The 19,303-nt window shown below is 59.7% G+C and carries 16 protein-coding genes; all 16 read right to left on the bottom strand.

All coding sequences use genetic code 11. The features are described 5' to 3' along the window. Positions 1-58: 58 nt before the first annotated feature. Positions 59-943 carry a glycosyltransferase gene (locus AB4O41_RS14350; RefSeq protein ID WP_460148213.1) on the bottom strand — a complete coding sequence of 295 codons (885 nt, stop codon included), beginning with the start codon at positions 941-943 and terminating at the stop codon, positions 59-61. Further along, positions 940-2,094: a glycosyltransferase family 4 protein gene (locus AB4O41_RS14355; protein WP_460148214.1), complete on the bottom strand. Its 1,155-nt coding sequence runs from the start codon at positions 2,092-2,094 to the stop codon at positions 940-942. Before AB4O41_RS14355 ends, AB4O41_RS14350 begins: the two co-directional genes overlap by 4 nt. Continuing rightward, on the bottom strand, positions 2,091-2,975 hold the full coding sequence (locus AB4O41_RS14360) for a DUF6625 family protein (RefSeq protein WP_460148215.1): 885 nt from the start codon (positions 2,973-2,975) through the stop codon (positions 2,091-2,093). The genes AB4O41_RS14355 and AB4O41_RS14360 overlap by 4 nt, the downstream gene beginning before the upstream one ends. 52 nt (positions 2,976-3,027) lie before the next feature. Continuing rightward, the gene (locus AB4O41_RS14365) at positions 3,028-4,461 is read right to left on the bottom strand and encodes a PIG-L deacetylase family protein (RefSeq protein WP_460148216.1); all 1,434 of its coding nucleotides are present in this window, start codon (positions 4,459-4,461) and stop codon (positions 3,028-3,030) included. An 8-nt stretch (positions 4,462-4,469) separates the two neighbouring features. Next, complete coding sequence (locus AB4O41_RS14370) at positions 4,470-5,366, bottom strand: antimicrobial resistance protein Mig-14 (protein WP_460148217.1); 897 nt, start codon at positions 5,364-5,366, stop codon at positions 4,470-4,472. Next, the gene (locus AB4O41_RS14375) at positions 5,366-6,496 is read right to left on the bottom strand and encodes a glycosyltransferase (protein WP_460148218.1); all 1,131 of its coding nucleotides are present in this window, start codon (positions 6,494-6,496) and stop codon (positions 5,366-5,368) included. Before AB4O41_RS14375 ends, AB4O41_RS14370 begins: the two co-directional genes overlap by 1 nt. Continuing rightward, positions 6,480-8,237, bottom strand: a complete 1,758-nt coding sequence (locus tag AB4O41_RS14380) for a carbamoyltransferase family protein (RefSeq protein WP_460148219.1) — start codon at positions 8,235-8,237, stop codon at positions 6,480-6,482. Before AB4O41_RS14380 ends, AB4O41_RS14375 begins: the two co-directional genes overlap by 17 nt. Before the next feature lie 173 nt (positions 8,238-8,410). Beyond that, positions 8,411-8,746 carry a YceK/YidQ family lipoprotein gene (locus tag AB4O41_RS14385; RefSeq protein WP_460148342.1) on the bottom strand — a complete coding sequence of 112 codons (336 nt, stop codon included), beginning with the start codon at positions 8,744-8,746 and terminating at the stop codon, positions 8,411-8,413. A gap of 236 nt (positions 8,747-8,982) precedes the next feature. Continuing rightward, on the bottom strand, positions 8,983-10,434 hold the full coding sequence (locus AB4O41_RS14390) for a lipopolysaccharide kinase InaA family protein (protein WP_460148220.1): 1,452 nt from the start codon (positions 10,432-10,434) through the stop codon (positions 8,983-8,985). After that, positions 10,434-11,186, bottom strand: a complete 753-nt coding sequence (locus tag AB4O41_RS14395; RefSeq protein WP_460148221.1) for a lipopolysaccharide kinase InaA family protein — start codon at positions 11,184-11,186, stop codon at positions 10,434-10,436. Before AB4O41_RS14395 ends, AB4O41_RS14390 begins: the two co-directional genes overlap by 1 nt. Beyond that, positions 11,183-11,917, bottom strand: coding sequence for a lipopolysaccharide kinase InaA family protein (locus tag AB4O41_RS14400; protein ID WP_460148222.1), 735 nt, complete (start codon positions 11,915-11,917; stop codon positions 11,183-11,185). The genes AB4O41_RS14395 and AB4O41_RS14400 overlap by 4 nt, the downstream gene beginning before the upstream one ends. Beyond that, positions 11,917-12,723, bottom strand: coding sequence for a lipopolysaccharide core heptose(I) kinase RfaP (gene rfaP, locus AB4O41_RS14405; RefSeq protein ID WP_460148223.1), 807 nt, complete (start codon positions 12,721-12,723; stop codon positions 11,917-11,919). The genes AB4O41_RS14400 and rfaP overlap by 1 nt, the downstream gene beginning before the upstream one ends. Beyond that, positions 12,723-13,844 (bottom strand): glycosyltransferase family 4 protein, encoded by a 1,122-nt coding sequence (locus AB4O41_RS14410; protein ID WP_460148224.1) that lies wholly within the window; start codon positions 13,842-13,844, stop codon positions 12,723-12,725. The genes rfaP and AB4O41_RS14410 overlap by 1 nt, the downstream gene beginning before the upstream one ends. Beyond that, positions 13,844-14,905 carry a lipopolysaccharide heptosyltransferase I gene (gene waaC, locus AB4O41_RS14415; RefSeq protein WP_460148225.1) on the bottom strand — a complete coding sequence of 354 codons (1,062 nt, stop codon included), beginning with the start codon at positions 14,903-14,905 and terminating at the stop codon, positions 13,844-13,846. Before waaC ends, AB4O41_RS14410 begins: the two co-directional genes overlap by 1 nt. Before the next feature lies 1 nt (position 14,906). Further along, positions 14,907-15,941: a lipopolysaccharide heptosyltransferase II gene (gene waaF, locus AB4O41_RS14420; protein ID WP_008074620.1), complete on the bottom strand. Its 1,035-nt coding sequence runs from the start codon at positions 15,939-15,941 to the stop codon at positions 14,907-14,909. Positions 15,942-16,257: 316 nt separating this feature from the next. Beyond that, positions 16,258-19,197 (bottom strand): bifunctional [glutamate--ammonia ligase]-adenylyl-L-tyrosine phosphorylase/[glutamate--ammonia-ligase] adenylyltransferase, encoded by a 2,940-nt coding sequence (glnE, locus tag AB4O41_RS14425; protein WP_460148227.1) that lies wholly within the window; start codon positions 19,195-19,197, stop codon positions 16,258-16,260. Between the last annotated feature and the right edge of the window lie 106 nt (positions 19,198-19,303).

The following is a 19,303-nucleotide window of genomic DNA, read 5'->3' on the forward strand; positions in this document are numbered from 1 at the left end:
GACGCATTTTATGTAGCAGCGGGTATCGCCAGCTGCTACCTCGAACAGGCAAAGCTGATCAGTCTTTTTCCAGCGGCGAGAAATACAGGCGCCCCAGCCCCCGCCAGGTCTTCTTGTTCCAGGACTTGAACGGTATCTGCGCCAGCAGTTCCTTCGCCAGTTTGTGATCGCGATTGGCGGCTTTCAGGAACATCGAGCTGAGGAACTTGTAGCGCACCTCGTCGTACAGCGGATGGTCGCTGAATAGCGCGTAGGTACGCAGGATGTTATCAATCATGAAACGATGATTCTTGTAGGAGTTGGTGGCGTGCTTGCGATAGCGCGCCATCAGCACATTCAGGCCATCGATGAAGTAGCCGGCGCGGGTCACCTTCAACTCGATCAACAAGTCCTCCAGCCGAATGTTCGGATCGAAGCCGCCCACCTTGTCCAGCGCTTCGCGGCGGATCATGAGGGTAGGTGCCGGCGGATAAGGCTTGCGCTCCAGGAACATGTCTTCGAAATCCAGGCGACGGAATGGCACGTCGCGGTTCTGACGTTTCTCCGGATAAAGATTGCCGTCGGCGTCGATCAGCTCGATGTTGCCGGCGCAGATCCCGACCTCAGGCTTGCCATCCATGTATGCCACCTGGGTAGCGATACGCTCCGGCAGCATGACGTCGTCGGAACCGAATGGCACAATCAGGCTGCCCTTGGAACGAGCGATGGCGCCGTTGAGGGTATTGGTCAGCCCCTGGTTCTGTTGAACCCGGAAATCGAAACCATGCTGCGCCTGCAGCACGCTGATCCGCTCGACACTGTCATCGCTGGAGCCATCATCGACGACCAGTAACTCGATATCTTTATAAGTCTGGTTGAGGACGCTGAGAATGCTTTCTTCGATATAGCGGCCGTGGTTGTACGAGGCGATGATGACCGTAACGAGGGGGTGCGCGTCGCTCATGCTTGTTCCTTACGGGCTTGATCCAGGCCGGAGTCGATCAGATTCAGGTAGTGCTGTCGGAACACCTCGATGTCGTGTTGTTCCTGGAGATAACGGTAGGCCTGTTCGCCCTTGGTCTTGAGCTCGTCGTCCGAAAGCCCAAGGTAGTTATCCAGCGCTGCGACCAGCGTCGGCACATCCGCCGGGGTAATCGACAAACCACCTGCGCCCTGAATCAGCGGCAACATGGCCGGTACGTTCGAAGCGATCACCGGCAGGTGTCCGCTCATGCCCTCCAGCAACGCCAGCCCCAGGCCTTCAGCCAGGGATGGCATGGTCCAGATGTCGAATGCGCGAACATACTGCAAAGCGTTTTCCTTGAACCCCAGCAAATGCGCGCGACCGGTCAGGCCCAAGCGTTCTATTTCGCCAGCCAGGCGCGACTCTTCACGCCCTGCGCCGATGATTGCCAGTTGGGTATTCGGATATTTGTCCTTGAGCGCGGCAAAAGCCTGCAACAGATAGGTATGGCCCTTGACTGGCACCAAGCGGCCCAATGCACCAATCAAGCGCACCGACGGATCAATGCCCAGCAGCTCGCGAGCCTGTTCGCGGCTGTGCTGCAAACCTTCTGCCTGTTCGATGTCGATGGCGTTAGTGATCGCGTAGGTATTCTGGTCGGTAAAGCCGCAGTCACACTCGAGCAGGTACTGTTTGACCGCCGGAGACACACCGACGAAGCGCCAATGTCGATCGACCAGGCGTTGGGTCTGGCGACGCCGGTAAAACCGGTCGTACTCGCCAAATCCATGGGAGATGCCGATGCATAGCGGTATTTTCAACCAACGGTTGAGCGCCAGCATCATGTTCACCGGTTTGAAGCGGTTGCAAATCACCACATCGAATTTTTCTGCACGGCAGAACTTGTACACCTGCCACATCGCCCGCAGGCGCATGCCCTTGAGGGACTTGTCGGAAAACTCGAAATATACCGAACGGTCGGCGCGGCTCACTGCTTCGCCAGATCCCGGCTTGCCACGTAAAAACGCCGCGGTCACTTCATAGCGATCGCTTGGCAGAGCCTTGACGATCTGCTCCGCAAGGTCGGCAAAATCGTGGGCTTTGACGTTGTAGTCAGGCTGCAATTGCAGAACCTTTGACCGTTGACTCATAACTCTCCCCGGTGAAAACCAGTCGCATCGATGACCCAGGCCGGTTCGGCAGCGATGCGCTTGACCTCGGCCGGGTCAGGTGGAGGCAACCGTGACCATTCGTTGCGTTTCCAGCAGACGAAGTGGAAATACGGAAACCGGCGATCGCCATCGCGATCGTTACTCAAACAGCCATTGCGCCAATACCAGTGATGCGGAAAGTCATCCGTGCCGTCATGCCACTTGATGCAACCACCTGGTGTGCTGAACGCCTCGGTGAACTCGCTGCGGCGACGCCAAGGATTGAACTTGCCCACCAGAGAGAACAAAGGCTCGGGGAAATTCTTGCGCCAGAGGAAGATTCGACTGAATGCCCCCTCGTCCAGCGCATGATGTTCCTGGTCGGTAAAGCGTGTTTGCCAGTCCTTGATCTGCATGAACAACTCACGCTGGCGCACAGTATTGCGCATCAGGCAGAGATGACCCGCCACCCGCCGCTCATGGGTGGAAAACAGGTCATAACTGGCCAGCCGAGCCGAGGTGAAATAACTTCGCAGGTCACCATACACCAGATCAATATCGCCGAACGCCCAGAAATCATAGCCTTGCAGATGGTCGACATGGATATGCCCTAGCGCCGGCTTGATGTCGCAGAGCTTGTACGCGGCATCAGGCGCAAAGTCGATATTCAGCCGCCGCGACACCAGCGCGCAGTACTCATTGAAGCTCATGGCCTCGATAGTTACGTTGGGCGGCAAATTCTCGGGCGTACCGCAGTCACTGAACAGCAACCAATCGATATCGGAGTTGCGCCGGCAACTCTCGAGGAAAAACGGCATCCAGAACGGCCAATGACCGAAATACGGGATCAGGAAAAGAATACGTGGAGATGGATTGATCACAGAAATACTCACTACAGCTTAAATACGCAGCCATGCTAGGGCGCGTGACATTTCATTTCTGCCTTACAGATGTTTCATCATGCTTCAGAACCCAGAACAACTCATGGCGTCTGACCGCCTTGCGAAAGAAATCGTTCTCTCCATAGACGGACGGCACTCTACTAGCCAAGAGCCACTGCAACAACCGCCGCAGGCGCCGTTTGAACGGAAGCTGTGGTTGCAGGTCGTGCATCATGCCCAACGCCATCGCTTTATCACGCTGACGCTCCAAAGAGACTGACAGGCAGCATGGCTGCATCGGCGCTACCGAATCGAACGCTGGTGGCAGAGCTATGCCATGACCCGCGTCACCCATCGGCCAACGATCATTATCGTGCAGGTGATTGGCGTAGCCCAGGACGGTGGCCGGCTGCCATTCTAACCCTTTCAATGCTTCAAGAACCGCTTCCTGGGCGCAGATGTGATCGGGGTGCGGATCGAGGGTCGGATGCGGAAGCACGATCACTTCCGGACGGGCTCGCAGCAACAGTTCACGCAGATCGGCCAGCAAATTATTCCAGCTCGGCACACCGTCGATGTCACCCGGCAGGACAAATGGATTCAACTGACGGAACAAGCGGGTGTCGCCTAGCTCCGCTTCCCGCGAACCGACCGGAGTGCCCGGCGCGGCCTGCATCGCTGCCAGTTGCAGACAAAAATACCCCAATTGCACGCAATGTGCCTCGGGCACCCCGGCCCAGCGCGGCACAGCGATGCTGTCCCAGGCACGTAAACGCCCCTTCAGGCGAGCCGCTTCGGCCTTGCTCAGGCCCATCTGCTGATAATGTTCGGCTTCGATCTCGCCCGCCGTCAGGGTAACGATCCAGGCTTCGTTCGTCTGGCTGTACAAACCATAGGCGGCCAATTCAGCATCGTCGGCATGGGGCGCGATCACCATCACCCGCTGACGGCGGTAGTCCGGATGCTCGAGCGCCCAGAGCACGGGCTCGCCGAGTAATCGACAGAAACGCCCGCGCAATCGCAGCTCACCTCGCGACAGCACCTGCGCCTGACCCGTGAGATTCAGGTAACGCAGGCCATTTACACCGCGCTCAAAGGTTTGTCGGTCGGGATTATCGCCACCCGCCAACTCGACGACGGGATCGATAAAGCGCCCCAGCCACGTGCTTTTCACCCGCAACGCCAGCACCAGCGTAGCGTCATCGACCAGCATGACGCCCTCATCCAGCCGCAGCCGCTCACCGTCCAGATAAATCTTGGGCTGCGGGGTGTACGGCGGGAAGTTGTATTGGTAATCGTCTTTAGGTGAATAAAACAGATGGTCGGCGAACCACGCCTCATGGGCAACCCAGCCCAGCACCGCAAGCACCAGCGGCAGCCACCAGGCGACCAGCATGCCAGTAACGATCAACAGCATCAGCGCAATCAGCAGGCCCATGCGTTTGTTGCGCCGATGGCGCTTGAGCAGTTGCTGTTTGCGGCTCATGGGTTGGCTCATACCGTGAAGACTGGCACGGAATTGCACCAGCGGTCCTTGTACTCACGGTCGGTCCGACCAAAGGAAAACCGCAGGGGTTTATTCAGCGCGCGAGCATGTTCCCAGGCGCTTTGAGTGTTGAGAAAACTCAGCACGCTGCCGGGGCTGAATTCCCGGGTTTCGGGATCGACACCGCCGTTGACGTACTCGACGCTGATCCACTCCGGTGCCTCGACGCGGTATACCAGTTGAATCGCAATCGGTGCGTCGTTAAGGAAAATCACCGAGCCGATAAGCAACTCGCGCAACAGCTCGATCACCTCGCCCATACGCTCGGCACCGGTGGCCGGGAAACCCCAACGACGCTGGAACAGGTCGCAATAGATAACCGCCAGCTCGCTGCTGGAAAACTCGGCAACCGGCCGCACCACCCCACCGGCCTCTTCCAGCAGACGCAATTCGCGGCGCTGATTGTAGCGAAACTTCTTTGACAGTTCTTCAGGCGTCCGGGCCAACGCCAATTGCTCGGCCTGCAGTTTGATACCGGTAAAACGGCCCTCGCTCAGCGCTGACAAGTAACGGCCGCGATGGCGCAACGGTGCCTGGGCATCCACGGCGGCCGGCAAGATCAATTCGGCATTGCCGAGGTCGAACAGGCCCTTTTTACCACTGCGCTTGAGCACGTCCTTGGACAGCGCCAGGTCGCGACCCCAGGTCGGGATGGCGGCTTTCACTTCGCCGTTATGTTCCCAGGCCAGATAGCGCACTGGAATGTCAGCCAACTGTGCCAGACGTTCGACCACCAGAGGATGAGTCGCGACGCTGCCGCCAAAACGTTGCCAGGCTTGTGCATAAGTCGATGCGTCGACCTGCGCCCAACCACGTTCGCGCCAGCCTTGAAATCGGTTGAGCATCAGCCCCTCGGTGCCAGTTTGGTGACCTGCGGCAAATGCCAGAAAGCGTCGCGCACCGCGCGATCAGAGAAGCGCTCACGCAAGCGGTCGAACATCATTTCGGCACACTGGCGACGTTGCTGTTCGTCCATCGCGGCCAGATGTTGCAACCCTTGAGCCAGATGCTCGGCGTCGCCCAACGGAAACAGAATGCCCACGCCTTCGACTACTTCCCTGGCACCACCGCACGCGGTCGCGAGCAACGGCACACCGGCGGCCATGGCTTCCAGCAATACCATGCCGAACGGCTCGTGATTGGAACTCAGAGCAAAGACATCGAAAGCGCGGAAGTAACGACGCGCCTCGGGTACCTGGCCAAGGAACAGCACGCGATCGCCAATGCCCAGTTCACGTGCCAGAGCCTTGAGATCCTGTTCCAGCCGACCGCTGCCAAGGATCACCAACTGACTGTTGGCCGGCAACCCCGGCAATGCCGCGGCAAAGCCGTGCAGCAACGTGGCTTGGTCCTTGTCCGGATGCAGACGCCCGACGTTGCCGACAATCCAGGCATCCATCGACAGACCGAGGGTTTCCCGGGCCTCGCGAACCGATACCTGGCTCGTCTGCAACGCCTGCACATCGATTCGGTTATAGAGCGTCTGAATCCGTTCGGCCGGCCATTTCAGCAAACAACGGCGCATGTCGTCACGCACCGCATCGGAGACCCCGAGCAGGCTCAGGCGCTTGCGAAAAATATTCGCGAACAGTTTGCGGGTGCCGCGCTGGTAATCGCCAAACGCGTGATGCACGCCAATGACCGGCAACGAAGTGCCGAGCAAGGCGATGTAGATCGGTTTGAAACGGTGAGCAATGCAGAAACTGAAATTGCGCGAGACGGCGATCTTGCGCAGATCGCCGATGGCGCCCAGCTTCAGGCCACGAATAGCCTTGGAACTGTATTCCATGAACAGCACTTCATCGGAAGCGCAGCTCGCGGCGACTTCGGCATCGGCAGCCCCGGTCAGAAACACCGTGGTCACTCGATAACCGGTCCCCGCGAACAAGCTGGCGTACTGCCGGGCGCAGTCCAGAAACGGCCCGTCATAGCCGTGACAGAACTGCAGCACATGGCGTTCAACCGAGCGTGTCATAAGCGTCCGCGCCTTCTTTGACCACCAGAATGTCTTCCATGATCAGGTATTGCAGGTCGGAACCGAAGAACATGTTCAAGGCGTCGGTCGGCGAGCAGATCATCGGCTCACCACGACGGTTGAGCGAGGTGTTCAGCGACACGCCGTTACCGGTCAGCACTTCCAGCGCCTTCATCATGTCGTAGTAGCGCGGGTTGTACTCGCGCTTCAACACCTGGGCCCGGGATGTGCCGTCTTCGTGGACGACTTCCGGCACGCGGGTCTTCCACTCTTCAGCCACTTCGAAGGTGAAGGTCATGAACGGCGCCGGGTGATCAATCTTGATCATCTGCGGTGCAACGGTGTCGAGCATCGACGGGCAGAAAGGCCTCCAGCGCTCGCGGAACTTGATCTGGTGGTTGATGCGGTCAGCCACGCCGGTCGCGCTCGGGCAACCGATGATCGAACGACCGCCCAAGGCGCGCGGTCCGAATTCCATGCGGCCCTGGAACCAGGCCACCGGGTTGCCGTCGACCATGATTTTGGCGATTTTTTCCGGCATGCTGTCGAGCTTGCGCCATGCAGGCGCGCTCGGGTGACGGGCGCAGGCCGCGATCACGTCTTCGTTGCTGTAGGACGGGCCGAGGTAGACGTGTTCCATCTTCTCGACCGGCACACCACGGGCGTGGGACACGTAAGCCGCAGCGCCGACCGCGGTACCGGCATCGCCGGATGCAGGCTGAACGAACAGTTCCTTGATGTCGTCGCGGGCAATGATTTTCTGGTTGAGCTTGACGTTCAACGCACAGCCACCGGCGAAGGCCAGTTTGCCGGTTTCCTTGAGCACATCGCCCAGGTAATGATCGATCATCTGCAACGCCAGTTTCTCGAACAGCGCTTGCATGCTCGCGGCGTAGTGGATGTACGGCTCGTCGGCGATGTCACCTTCGCGCTTGGGCCCCAGCCACTCGATCAACTTCGGCGAAAAGTAGAAACCTTTGCCCTTCTCTTTATAACGACGCAGGCCGATGACGTTGGCGTAGTCGGTGTTGATCACCAGCTCGCCGTTCTCGAATGAGGCCAGACGCGAGAAATCGTACTTGCTGGCGTCGCCGTACGGCGCCATGCCCATGACCTTGAACTCACCGTCGAGCATCTCGAAACCGAGGAACTCGGTGATCGCGCCGTACAGGCCGCCGAGGGAGTCCGGATCGAAGAATTCCTTGATCTTGTGGATCTTGCCGTTCTCGCCGTAACCGAAGAAGGTCGTGGCGTACTCGCCCTTGCCGTCGATCCCGAGGATCGCGGTTTTTTCTTTGAAACCGGAACAGTGGTAGGCACTGGAGGCGTGGGCCAAATGGTGCTCGACCGGCTCGATCTTGATTTTCTTTGGATCGAAGCCCAGTTGCTCGAGGCACCAGACAATCTTGTTGCGATAGCGCTTGTAGCGACGGTTGCCCATCAGGATCGCATCGAGCGCACGGTCCGGGGCGTACCAGTAACGCTTGGCGTAGTGCCAGCGAGCCTTGCCGAACAGGCTGATCGGCGCGAACGGAATCGCCACCACGTCAACGTCGGACGGCTTGATGCCCGCCTGCTCGAGGCAGAACTTCGCCGACTCGTAAGGCATGCGGTTCTTTGCATGTTTATCGCGCACGAAGCGCTCTTCCTCGGCCGCCGCGACCAGCTTGCCGTCGATATACAGGGCTGCGGAAGGATCATGGCTAAGGGCGCCGGACAGGCCAAGAATCGTCAATGCCACAGGGGTCTAGCCTCTTTAGTCTGCATGCAGGCGCAACGCGCCTCAAAAATTAATGTGCCCTCGCAAGGGGCGAGAGACAGCTAAAGGGCGGGATTATAGCGTAAACATGCCGGGAATGAGCCTGCCCTTATCAGCGCTGTGAAGATAGGGCCGAGCCAAGCGTTCACCTTTGCTCATCCGCGGCCCGGCCGCCAGTAAATCCTGATATTGCCGTCGGTTGCCTGCCGGTAAATCGTGTACGGCAAGGCAACGCTGTCCAGTGCACCAGACAAGGTCAGATCCAGCAATACGAATGGCACCAGAATACCGGTGGGATCAGGCGGCGCATGCAAGAGGCAAAAGTCGTGGGCCAGACCGCTATAGATGCGGGGAATGGACTGGCAGTAGGTTTTTTGTTTTCTGAGGCTACGGGCGGCCTGTTCGTCATCCTGCAGCACCGTGACAGCGGTTCCGCAGCCGGATAGCGCCAGTGAGAAAGTGCTCAGCAACACAGCCATTTTTATCGTCAAAATCTGCCCTCCGAGAACGTCAGGCAAACTAGCATCGTGGCTATTCAGGGCACAGTTCATGGGGTCTGTAGATCATGTAGGACGGTTCATAAGAACTTGTCCTCTAGATCAGGGGATCTGATCTGGCGCCATCGCGGGCAAGCCCGCTCCCACAGTGATCGCGCCGCACACAAAACTTATGCACACCACTGAACCTGTGGGAGTGGGCTTGCCCGCGATAGGGTCGAAGACCCGATTCAGGCAGCGCTAGAGATATCCTTGGGCAAACGCTGATCAATCACCTGATGCAGCGCACTGCTCTCGGGCCAATTGCGCATAAACCGAGCCCGATCCCGCGCGTACGCCGGGGCAAAGCTACTGAGCGAACCGTGCTGACACATCGAATCCAGATCGATCAGCGCCCAGCGATCCTGCTCCCAGAACAGGTTATGACCCTTGAAATCGCCATGGCTGATCCGCTCGCGAATCAGCTCGGCGAACAGGTGATCCAGAGCCTGCAGCTCGGCTTGCGGCGCTTCGCCGCTTTCCACGTACGGCGCAAACCGCTCGATGATGTCCGGCCCCGGCAAATACTCGGTCACCAGGTACGCCCGGCTGCGCAGCCAGAGAAAACGTTTCTCCAATAATGCCAACGGCTTGGGCGTGGCGATGCCCAGGAACGTCAGGCGATTGCCTTCACGCCATGAGTGCCAGGCGCGGCTCGGGCGCCAGAAGCGTTTGAGCCAGTGGGCGAAGTCCTTGATGTTGTAGCGTTTGACTACCAATGTACGACCAGCCACCTCGACCTTGCCGACGCTCGCCGCACCGCCGGTCTTGTACAGATGGCCTTGATCGAGCAAGGCATCGGCCTGCTCCAGCACCGGCAACATCGCGGCCTCTTCCTCACGGCGAATCGCCCGCAAGCCGAACGCTCCGCGCTGGACACTGAACAACGTACATTCACGGCCGACCTTGATCAGGAAGTCCTTCAAACGCCAGCGACGGACCTTGTTGATCTGTTTTTGCAACGCCTCCATCGGCAACGCGTGTTCGCCGTTACTCAACAGGTAATACACCAGCAACTCCTCGGTGAAGGGTTCCAGCGCTTTGGGCAACTGGGCAAAAAACACCCCGAGGTTTTCCAGAACTTTGTCCTGTGACAGTGGCTTGCCAGCCGTCTCGGCACAGATCCCGGCGCCATCGATCAAATATAACTGACCGCCATGGCGCAGCAGGTTGTCCAGGTGCAGGTCTTCCTGCCACAGCCCCTTGCCATGCAGATGACCTATCGCGCCCAAGGCCTCGGCCAGCACTGCTGATTGTTCATCCGCCAGTACCGGCAAATGTTCAACCTGTTTCCAGGCCTCTCCCAGGCTCTCGGCGCCCTCAAGGAAATCGAACAATAACCAGCCACCCTCGCCGTCCTTCAGACCATCAGCCAATAGCAACGGCGTGGTCAGCCCCTGAGCGGCGAGCAAACGCACGCCATCCAGTTCACGCTTGAAGTGCCGCGCCGCTTTACCGCCGACCAGCAACTTGGCCAACACCGGCCGACCGCGCCAGACCCCGGCGCCCACATAACGTTGCCCCGGCAATACTCGCAGCAGGCTCAGCAATTGCAACTCTGCCGGCCCCGCGGCATCCGCCAGTGGAATGCTCAACGGCAAGCTTGGGCTGCGGCCAGCGTTTTTCAGTTCGGACAAACGCATCAACGCGCCTCCTTGTGACTGCGCCGCGCACTCAGGCGCGATACCCAACGGTCCACCAGCGAACTGTTCAATGGCTGGTCCAGATAAACTGCCAACAACTCGCGCAGCTGACTTTCGCTCCATTCCGGCGCCCGACGCAGTAACGGCTCCAGGTCTTTGACCCGATCACGCCGGCCAAACAACAGCGGGCGGGTTTTTTCCAGATCGATCAACTGAGCCTGATAGCCGTCACCGGTGGCCTGGAGAAAAATGTGCTTGGGATAGAAGCAGCCGTGGAGTTGATGCACTTCGTGCAGGCGTCGCGCCAGTTGCCCACAGGCTTTCAGAATCGCCGTATGCTGCGCCGCACTAAGGTCAGACCAGCGCTGCAACAGCGAATCCAGGTCATCCCAACCGTCCAGCGCGCGGGTCAGCAGAATCGCCCGGACTTCGCCGTCGACCTTTCGCTCACCGAAGAACGCCGCCTGCAACGCCGGAACACCCAGTTTCTGATAACGACTGATGTTGCGAAACTCACGGGCAAAACTCGGCTCGCCAAAGGGTGAATGCAATGTGCGTGTCAGGTAGTTGCTCTGGCGTTTGAGGTAGTAACTATGACCTTCCAGTTCCAGCCGAAACACACTGCTCCAGCCACCCCGACCAGTGTTGGGTTCGTCCACGGCTTCGAGCTGTTTGGCCCAGAGCGCGTCGAAGGTGCCGAGGCCATGACGCTCAAGCAGCGCACGATCTTCAGCAGCCAGAAAATCAGTCATTCCCGTCCCTCAAAAAATCTCACCACGTGCCGAATCCGCTTCTTGTCGGCGGCATTGAGCCGGGTGCATTGGCGGTATTGCAGGTAGAAGCGCAGACGCTGGGTGGCCGACAGGTGATATTTGGCAACTTTGTCCAGGCAAGCCAGGTCTTTGGTGATCCGGTACTTGAGCCAGAAGCCGCGCCAGAAATCACCGTTGGGGCAGTCGATCAGAAACAGCCGCGCCTCATCATCGATCAGCAGGTTGCGCCACTTCAAATCGTTATGGGTAAAACGGTGGTCGTGCATGGTCCGGGTATAGCCCGCCAGCTGTCGACTGATGTTGTCGACCCAGGCGCGGTCCGCCAGTTTCGGATCATGCCGGTCAGCCAGGGCCGACAAATCTTCGGTATGAGGCAGTTCGCGCGTGATCATTGCCCCTCGGTCATATGCCACGCCGCGTCGCTCCAGCCCCCAGGCCACAACTTCGGCAGTAGGAATGCCCCATTTGGCGAAACGCTTGAGGTTCTGCCACTCGGCCTTTACTCGAGGCTTGCCCAGGTAACGGCGCAGGCCTTTGCCGGCGCCGACGTAGCGCTTGACGTAATAGTTGACGCCGTTGCGCTGGACGCGAATGACCTCGGACAGTGGATCGTGGGTCAGTCGTTCGCCCTTGAGCGCGAACACCGCGTCAAGGCTGCCGAAGTCTTCTGCCAGATCGCTGTAAGCAGGTTCCAGTGTCCAACCCGACATCAGAGCGCGTCCCCGTATCGCTGCTTACGCTCGTAGAGCTTGTTGGCCTTGCCTTCGAGCCATGCCAGCAGTCCCGCTTCTTCAGCCAGTATCTGGCGCAAGGGCTGCTGGAAGTAACCCTTGAGGAAGCGCAGTTTGTCGCGACGAGTCAGGCCGATGTCGAGCGCCGAAAAATACAGCGCTGCCAAGTCCTTGTTGCGCCAGCGCTGGGTAATCGTCGGACGGGTCTGAGCACGGTGCAGATCGATCACCGAGAGCCTGAAGTCGTCGGCTGTCACCGGTTTGTCGGTGTGCAGCAGAAAATGACAGATATAGCAGTCGCGGTGGTTGACCCCGGCGCGGTGCATCATGCCGGTCATGCGCGCGACTTCGGCGATCAAGGCGCGTTTGAGTTTGGGCTCGGGCGGCTGCTTGACCCAGTCGATGCTGAAATCTTCGAGGCTGACGGTGGGCGCCAACTCTTCAGTGACAATGAACGAATGCTGGTCCGCCGGGTTGCTGCCTTTTTCGCCGTAAGCCACAGCGGTCATGGTCGGCACACCGACTTCTTGCAGGCGTTGGATGGCCTTCCACTCCTGGCCTGCGCCAAGCACTGGCAACTTGGCGGTCAGCAAGTTTTTGAAGATCTCACCCCAGCCGATGCCACGGTGGATTTTCACGAAGAAGCCGTGACCATCCACTTCAGTACGCAGTGTCCGGCGCGCTTCAAGCTCGCGGTACACCTCGCCCTTGAGGCCCTCGACTTCGGCGAACGGATCGCGTCCAGCCCAGAGGCTCTTGAACGGTTCAGCCAGCATCAACTTCATTAAGCGTGCTCCGCCAGAATCACATCGGCCGCGTGCTGCGGCATGCTGTAGAGGTCGGCCGTCGTGGCGAAGGCCAGACCGTTGCGGCTCCAGGCCGCCCGTGCATTTGCGTCATTCAACATGCCGGTCAGGTACTGCGTCAGTTGCGCCTGATCGAAGGGCTCGTCCAGCACCAGGCCCGCGTCGGCCTCGGCGATGTAATGGGCGTACCCGCACACCGCGCTCACCAGCACCGGCAAACCAGCCACCACAGCTTCAAGCAGCACCGTCCCGGTATTTTCGTTGTACGCCGGGTGGATCAACAGATCGGCACCTAGCAGGAAACGCGGGATATCGCTGCGGCCCTTGAGGAACTGCACGTTGTCGCCGAGCCCCAATGTGGCGCTCTGCAACTGGAATACTTTGGGGTCATCCTGGCCAATTACAAACAGCCGGGTGCGCTTTTTCAGTTCGGCGGGCAAAGCAGCCAGCGCCTTGAGACTGCGGTCCACGCCTTTGGTCTTGAACCCGGAGCCGATCTGCACCAGCAGCAGTTCATCATCTTTCAGGTTGAATTCGCGACGAAACCCGGCACGGATCTCAGCGGCGTTGGCCGGCGCGCGACGGTCCTGAGAGATACCCGGCGGCAGCAAATGAAAGCGTGCAAGCGGCGTATCGTAATGCTTGATGAACAGCGGCTGCTGGACTTCGGAAATCATCAGCACTTCAGTCTTGGCATCCTTGGCGAACACCGCGCGCTCGTACTCGGCGAAGTGCCGGTAGCGGCCCCAACGACGGTACAGCGAGTTGCGCAGGTTTTGCGCCTTGTCTTCGAAGCAGCCGTCGGCGGCGTAGTAAACGTCCAGGCCCGGCATCTTGTTGAAACCGATCAGGCGATCCACCGGACGCTTGGCCAGATCAGCCTCCATCCACTCGGTAAGCTTTTCGTTGCGCCGATGATTGAAGAACGCCTTGACCGGCGCCACCAGCACTTCGAAACCCGGTGGAACGTCGCCTTCCCAGATCAGTGTGTAGACGCGAATCTGATGGCCGCGCTGCTGACACTCCAGGGCGATGCGCATGAAGTCGCGCTGCAAGCCACCAAACGGAAAATATTTGTACAGGACAAATGCCAATTGCATCAGCGCAGCTCCTCAGCCAGTAACAACGTGCTCAGTCGGCTCGCGACACGCTCGGGATTCAGACGCGTGAAGCACAGGGGCCACTCGCGTTTCAGGTCGAACCGACGGGCATCCTCGGCCGTCGGTTGATAGGTGCATTTCTTTTGCAGGCAAGGTGCGCAAGGGAAGTCGCTGGCCATGTGAATCTGCGACTTGCCGTACGCGCCGGTCAGGCCCGGGTTGGTCGGGCCAAACAGCGACAGGGTCGGTACGTCCAGCGCCGCAGCGAGATGACCGAGACCGGTGTCCACCGCTACGCAGGCTTGCGCTCCGGCCAGGACTTTACCGACCCCCGCCAGGTTCAGCTTGGGCAGCACTTCGACGTGTTTCATGTCTTTGGCGATGCGCTCGGCGCGAGCCTTTTCGATGGGGTTGCCCCACGGCAGTTTTACCGCCACACCGAGGTAACCCACCCGCTCGGCCAGCTCGCGCCAATAGGCTTCGGGCCAATGCTTGGTGTCCCAGGTGGTGCCATGGAGAAACACCACGTACGGATTCTTGCGCGGCAACTCCACCAATCGCTCGACGTTCAGGCCATAGTCGCCCAGCCCTTTAGGCAGGTCGTAACCCAAGGCCAGCGCGAACAACTGACGCACTCGCTCTACCGCGTGTTGCCCACGGGCCACGGCCAGACGCCGGGAATAGAAGTGCGCGGCGATCGGTTCGCGGGCCGAGTTCTTGTCCAGCCCGGCCACCGGGGCTTTGGCGTAGCGAGTCAGCAGCGCGCTTTTCAGCAGGCCCTGGGCATCGATCACCAAGTCATATTTGGTCGCGCGAATGCTTTGCTTGAAGCGCTTCCACTCGCCACTCTTGATGGTCTGCCAGATGTTCTTGCGCCAGCGACGGATCGCCACCGGAATCACCTTGCCCACGGCTGGGTGCCATGTCGGAATCTCGGCGAAACCTTCTTCTACCACCCAGTCGAACGTAATGCCGGGGATCGCCCGCGCCGCGTCGGTCAACGCTGGCAACGCGTGAATCACGTCGCCCAGCGAAGAAGTCTTGATCAACAGTACCCGCAAACTATTTGACCTCGACCACAGTGCCCAGCAACCGCTGCAAGGCTTCGTTCACTGCTTTCGGCATGAGCTGGCGCAAGCAATTGTAATGTCCGAAACGGCAGGTGCGATCGAAGCACGGACTGCATTCGATGCCCAGGCGCACGATTTCGACGTGCTCGGCCAACGGTGGCGTAAAACCCGGCGACGTCGAGCCGTACACCGCCACCAACGGGCGGTTCAACGCGGCAGCCACGTGCATCAGGCCGGAGTCGTTGGAGACCACCGCGTCAGCGCAGGACAGCAGATCGATGGCCTCGGCCAGGGATGTGTCGCCACTGAGGTTCACCGACTCTTCACGCAGCCCCGGAATCAGCCGCGCGCGAATGTCTTCGCCCACCGCGTGATCGTTTTTCGAGCCGAACAGCCACACCTGCCAACCTTCACGGATTTTCGCTTCGGCGACCTTGGCGTAGTGCTCGGACGGCCAGCGCTTGGACTCGCCGAACTCCGCGCCGGGGCACAGCGCCAACACCGGACGGTCGAGGGCCAGACCGAACTTGGCCAGTGCGCCGTCGCGGGTCACCGGGTCGATCTGCAGGCTCGGCCGAGGATACGGCTTCGGCAATTCGGCTCCGGGCTCAAAGGCCAGGGCCATGAAGCGCTCAATCATCAGCGGGTAACGCTCTTTGTCGAGCGTGCGCACATCATTGAGCAGGCCATAGCGGAATTCGCCACGCCAGCCGGTCCGTTTCGGGATACCGGCAAAAAAAGGCACCAGTGCCGACTTCAGGGAATTGGGCAGCAGGATGGCCTGGTCATATTGACCGGCCAGGGATTTACCGATGCGCCGACGCGTCGCCAGCTCCAGCACGCCGTGCCCGAGCGGGAAGCTCAAGGCCTGGCGCACTTCGGGCATGCGCTCGAGAATCGGCCGGCTCCACTCGGGGGCCAGCACGTCGATTTCGCATTGCGGGTGGCGCTGTTTGAGACACTGAAAAAGTGTCTGCGCCATCACCATGTCACCGACCCAACTGGGCCCAACGATCAGAATTTTCATGTGGTTTCCATAAACGAGCCGGGGAGGCATACGCCTCCCCGCCTCGAGAATCCAGCACCTTCGGGGTGAACCGTCAGGTCATTTGGACGAGCCGATTGGGGCTCGCCGGATCAATTTAATACACATTCATGTCAATCAGCATAAGCCTCTGTGGCGAGGGAGCTTGCTCCCGCTGGGCTGCGCAGCAGCCCTCAAACTTGCCACCGCATTCTCACTGACAGACCGCACAAGCTGACTTGGGAGCGCTTCGCACTCCAGCGGGAGCAAGCTCCCTCGCCACAAAGGCTCGCTCCCACATTTGAATCTTGTTGCCTGCTCAGCTTAACCCCAGCTCGCGCCAGATTCGCATGACCTGCCGTCGTTCATCCACGAACTGGTCGCCCGGTATCACCCCGGCGTCCTTCTGCAAGGCCTCCCGGTGAGCGGCTGAGCGATAGGCCTTATAGGCTTCACGCAACAGGCTGGCATCTTCGGCGGGCATCAGCCCGACCTCCTCCAACCCTTCCAGAATGCGGATATTGTCGGTATAGCGCAGCAATGACGGATGCGCCTCAGACCACGCAAGAGCCGCGTATTGCACCATAAATTCAATATCGACGATACCTCCGGCGTCCTGCTTGAGATCGAACGGCGCCGTGGCCTCGAAGGCATTTGTCGCCGTGCCCGCCGCAGTGCTCTTGCTGCCCAGATTATCGCGCATCTTGGCGCGCATCTCGCTGACCTCCTGGCGCAAGGTCGCAAGGTCCCGTGACTTGGCCAATACCGCCGCGCGAACGTTCTCGAACGCCTGGCCAACATCCTGACTGCCCACCAGCACCCGCGCCCGTACCAACGCCTGATGCTCCCAGGTCCAGGCTTCGTTTTCCTGATACCGGGCAAACGCCCCCAGGGAACTCACCAGCAAACCAGACGCACCGGACGGCCGCAGGCGCATATCCACTTCATACAACTGGCCGGAGTTGGTCTGCGCCGTCAGCAAATGAATGATGCGCTGCCCGAGCCGGGTAAAAAACTGTGCACCGTCGATAGGCTTCGGCCCGTCAGTTTCGGCCTGCGGATCGCCGTCGTGGATGAACACCAGATCCAGGTCCGAACTGTGCCCCAATTCCAGACCACCGACTTTCCCGTAACCGACAATGATGAAACCAGGGTCGCACAAGCTGCCGTCGGTGCGTTGCGGCGTGCCGTACTTGGCCACGGTCTGGCGCCAGGCCAGGGCCAGCACTTGTTCGAGGATTGCTTCGGCAAGCCAGGTCAGGTAATCACTGACCTTCATCAAGGGCAGGCTGCCGGCGATTTCCGAGGCGGCGACGCGCAAGCGGTGCGCCAGTTTGAAATGCCGCAGGGCTTCCATTTGTTGTTCGAGGTCGTCTTCGGGAATCCGCGTCAAACGCTCGCGCAATTCGGCCGCCAGTTCCGGGGCCAGCGGTGGCTTGAACAGCCGGCCTTCGTTGAGCAATTCATCGAGCAGCAGCGGGAAGCGCGTGATCTGTTCAGCAATCCACGGGCTCGCGGCGCACAGCGTCAGCAAGCGGCGCAGAGCTCCGGGGTTCTCGGTCAATAAAACGAGATAAGCGGAACGACGTGCCACGGCCTCCACCAGCGGCAGCACCCGCTCCAACACCAGATCGGGATTGGCATGCTCCACAGCCTGAGCCAGCAAACGTGGAATAAAAGCATCGAGGCGTTCACGCCCCAGGCGCTGCATGGCGCGTAATTGCGGACTGCCACGCAGGCTGGCCAGAGCTTTCAGCGCCTTGGAAGCATCGGCAAAACCACCCTCTTCCAGCTGACGGCACGCGGCCTCCTCGTCCTGCGCCTCTTCCCACAGCGGCAGCCATTCGCCGCCGACCACCACTTCGCTCTCGGCGCCGTCCTCTTCATCAGGATCAGCGATCACCTGAGCAAAGTGCCAGGCGACCCGGCCACGCCAGTACATCAGCTGCTCGTGGAATGCCGTCCAATTGGCAAACCCAAGCATAAAGGCAATGCGCGCCTGATCCTGTTCGCCATCCGGGAGCATCTGGGTCTGGCGGTCAGCAATCGCCTGGATTGCGTGTTCGGTGTAACGCAGAAATTCGTAGGCTTCGCGCAATTCGCTGACCACCGCCGCCGGCAGGTAACCCTGACCTTCGAGGGTGCTCAGTACTTTTAATAGAGGACGCTGCTGCAGGCTCAGGTCGCGGCCACCGTGAATCAACTGAAAGGCCTGAGCGATAAATTCGACTTCACGAATGCCGCCGGAACCCAGCTTGATGTTGTCGGCCATGCCCTTGCGCCGAACTTCCTGCTGGATCAGCTGCTTCATGGTGCGCAGCGCTTCGATGGCCGAGAAGTCCAGGTAACGCCGGTAAACGAACGGCCGCAGCATCTCCTGCAGTTGAGCGCCCGCCACTTGATCGCCGGCCACCACGCGCGACTTGATCATCGCGTAGCGTTCCCAGTCGCGCCCCTGATCCTGGTAATACTGTTCCAGTGCATTGAAGCTCAGCACCAAAGCGCCGGACGAACCATACGGCCGCAAGCGCATGTCGACGCGGAACACGAAACCGTCAACGGTCATCGGGTCCAGGGCCTTGATAAGACGCTGACCGAGGCGAATGAAAAATTCCTGGTTATCCAGCGACCGCTTCACACCGACAGTTTCGCCACCCTCGGGGTAGGCGAAAATCAGGTCGATGTCCGACGACAGATTCAGCTCCACGGCGCCAAGCTTGCCCATACCGAGGATGACCATCTGTTGCGGCTCGCCGCTACGCCGACCGGTGGGCGTGCCGAACTGCTGGCAATGGCGCTGATACAACCACTGATAGGCCTGATCGATGCTGGCATCGGCCATGTCCGAGAGGTCGCGACAGGTCTGGATCAGATCGGCCTGGCGATTCAGGTCGCGCCAGATAATCCGCACTTGCTGACGGGCGCGCTGGCGGCGCAGGGCACGGCCAAGCTGGTCCTCGGTTTCGGCGGCGCTCACCGCCGTCGCAATTTGCTCGCACAACTCGCCCGGCGCAAACGCGCGGTCCAGTTCGCCGGAGCTCACCAGTTCCAGCAACATCAAAGGGTCACGCAAACTTTGTTCAATCACAAAGTCGCTGGCAGCAGTGACACGGGCAAATTGCGCCCAGCGCTCAGGCGTCCAGGCCGACAGACCATGATCATCGGGGAAAACCGAGACGGCAGTACGAAACGACTGCTCGGCACGGGTGACAAATGGCAACAGTACGTTGGGCAGTTCGGCAAGCGAAGGGAGGCTCATGGTCTATCCTTGATCGGCGTGCGAAGGGCTGCATGTAGTGATTTGGGATAATGCGCTACCTGACTGACTGTCGAACAAAGGTTAGAAATAGCTGAAATTTGTTTAT

Source organism: Pseudomonas sp. S2_A02 (genome assembly GCF_054668495.1).

Excerpts from the sequence above, each read along its gene's own strand:
- AB4O41_RS14350 (WP_460148213.1), bottom strand. The coding sequence starts at position 943 with ATGAGCGACGCGCACCCCCTCGTTACGGTCATCATCGCCTCGTACAAC.
- AB4O41_RS14355 (WP_460148214.1), bottom strand. The coding sequence starts at position 2,094 with ATGAGTCAACGGTCAAAGGTTCTGCAATTGCAGCCTGACTACAACGTC.
- AB4O41_RS14365 (WP_460148216.1), bottom strand. The coding sequence starts at position 4,461 with ATGAGCCGCAAACAGCAACTGCTCAAGCGCCATCGGCGCAACAAACGC.
- AB4O41_RS14370 (WP_460148217.1), bottom strand. The coding sequence starts at position 5,366 with ATGCTCAACCGATTTCAAGGCTGGCGCGAACGTGGTTGGGCGCAGGTC.
- AB4O41_RS14375 (WP_460148218.1), bottom strand. The coding sequence starts at position 6,496 with ATGACACGCTCGGTTGAACGCCATGTGCTGCAGTTCTGTCACGGCTAT.
- AB4O41_RS14390 (WP_460148220.1), bottom strand. The coding sequence starts at position 10,434 with ATGCGTTTGTCCGAACTGAAAAACGCTGGCCGCAGCCCAAGCTTGCCG.
- AB4O41_RS14395 (WP_460148221.1), bottom strand. The coding sequence starts at position 11,186 with ATGACTGATTTTCTGGCTGCTGAAGATCGTGCGCTGCTTGAGCGTCAT.
- AB4O41_RS14400 (WP_460148222.1), bottom strand. The coding sequence starts at position 11,917 with ATGTCGGGTTGGACACTGGAACCTGCTTACAGCGATCTGGCAGAAGAC.
- rfaP (WP_460148223.1), bottom strand. The coding sequence starts at position 12,723 with ATGAAGTTGATGCTGGCTGAACCGTTCAAGAGCCTCTGGGCTGGACGC.
- AB4O41_RS14410 (WP_460148224.1), bottom strand. The coding sequence starts at position 13,844 with ATGCAATTGGCATTTGTCCTGTACAAATATTTTCCGTTTGGTGGCTTG.
- waaF (WP_008074620.1), bottom strand. The coding sequence starts at position 15,941 with ATGAAAATTCTGATCGTTGGGCCCAGTTGGGTCGGTGACATGGTGATG.
- glnE (WP_460148227.1), bottom strand. The coding sequence starts at position 19,197 with ATGAGCCTCCCTTCGCTTGCCGAACTGCCCAACGTACTGTTGCCATTT.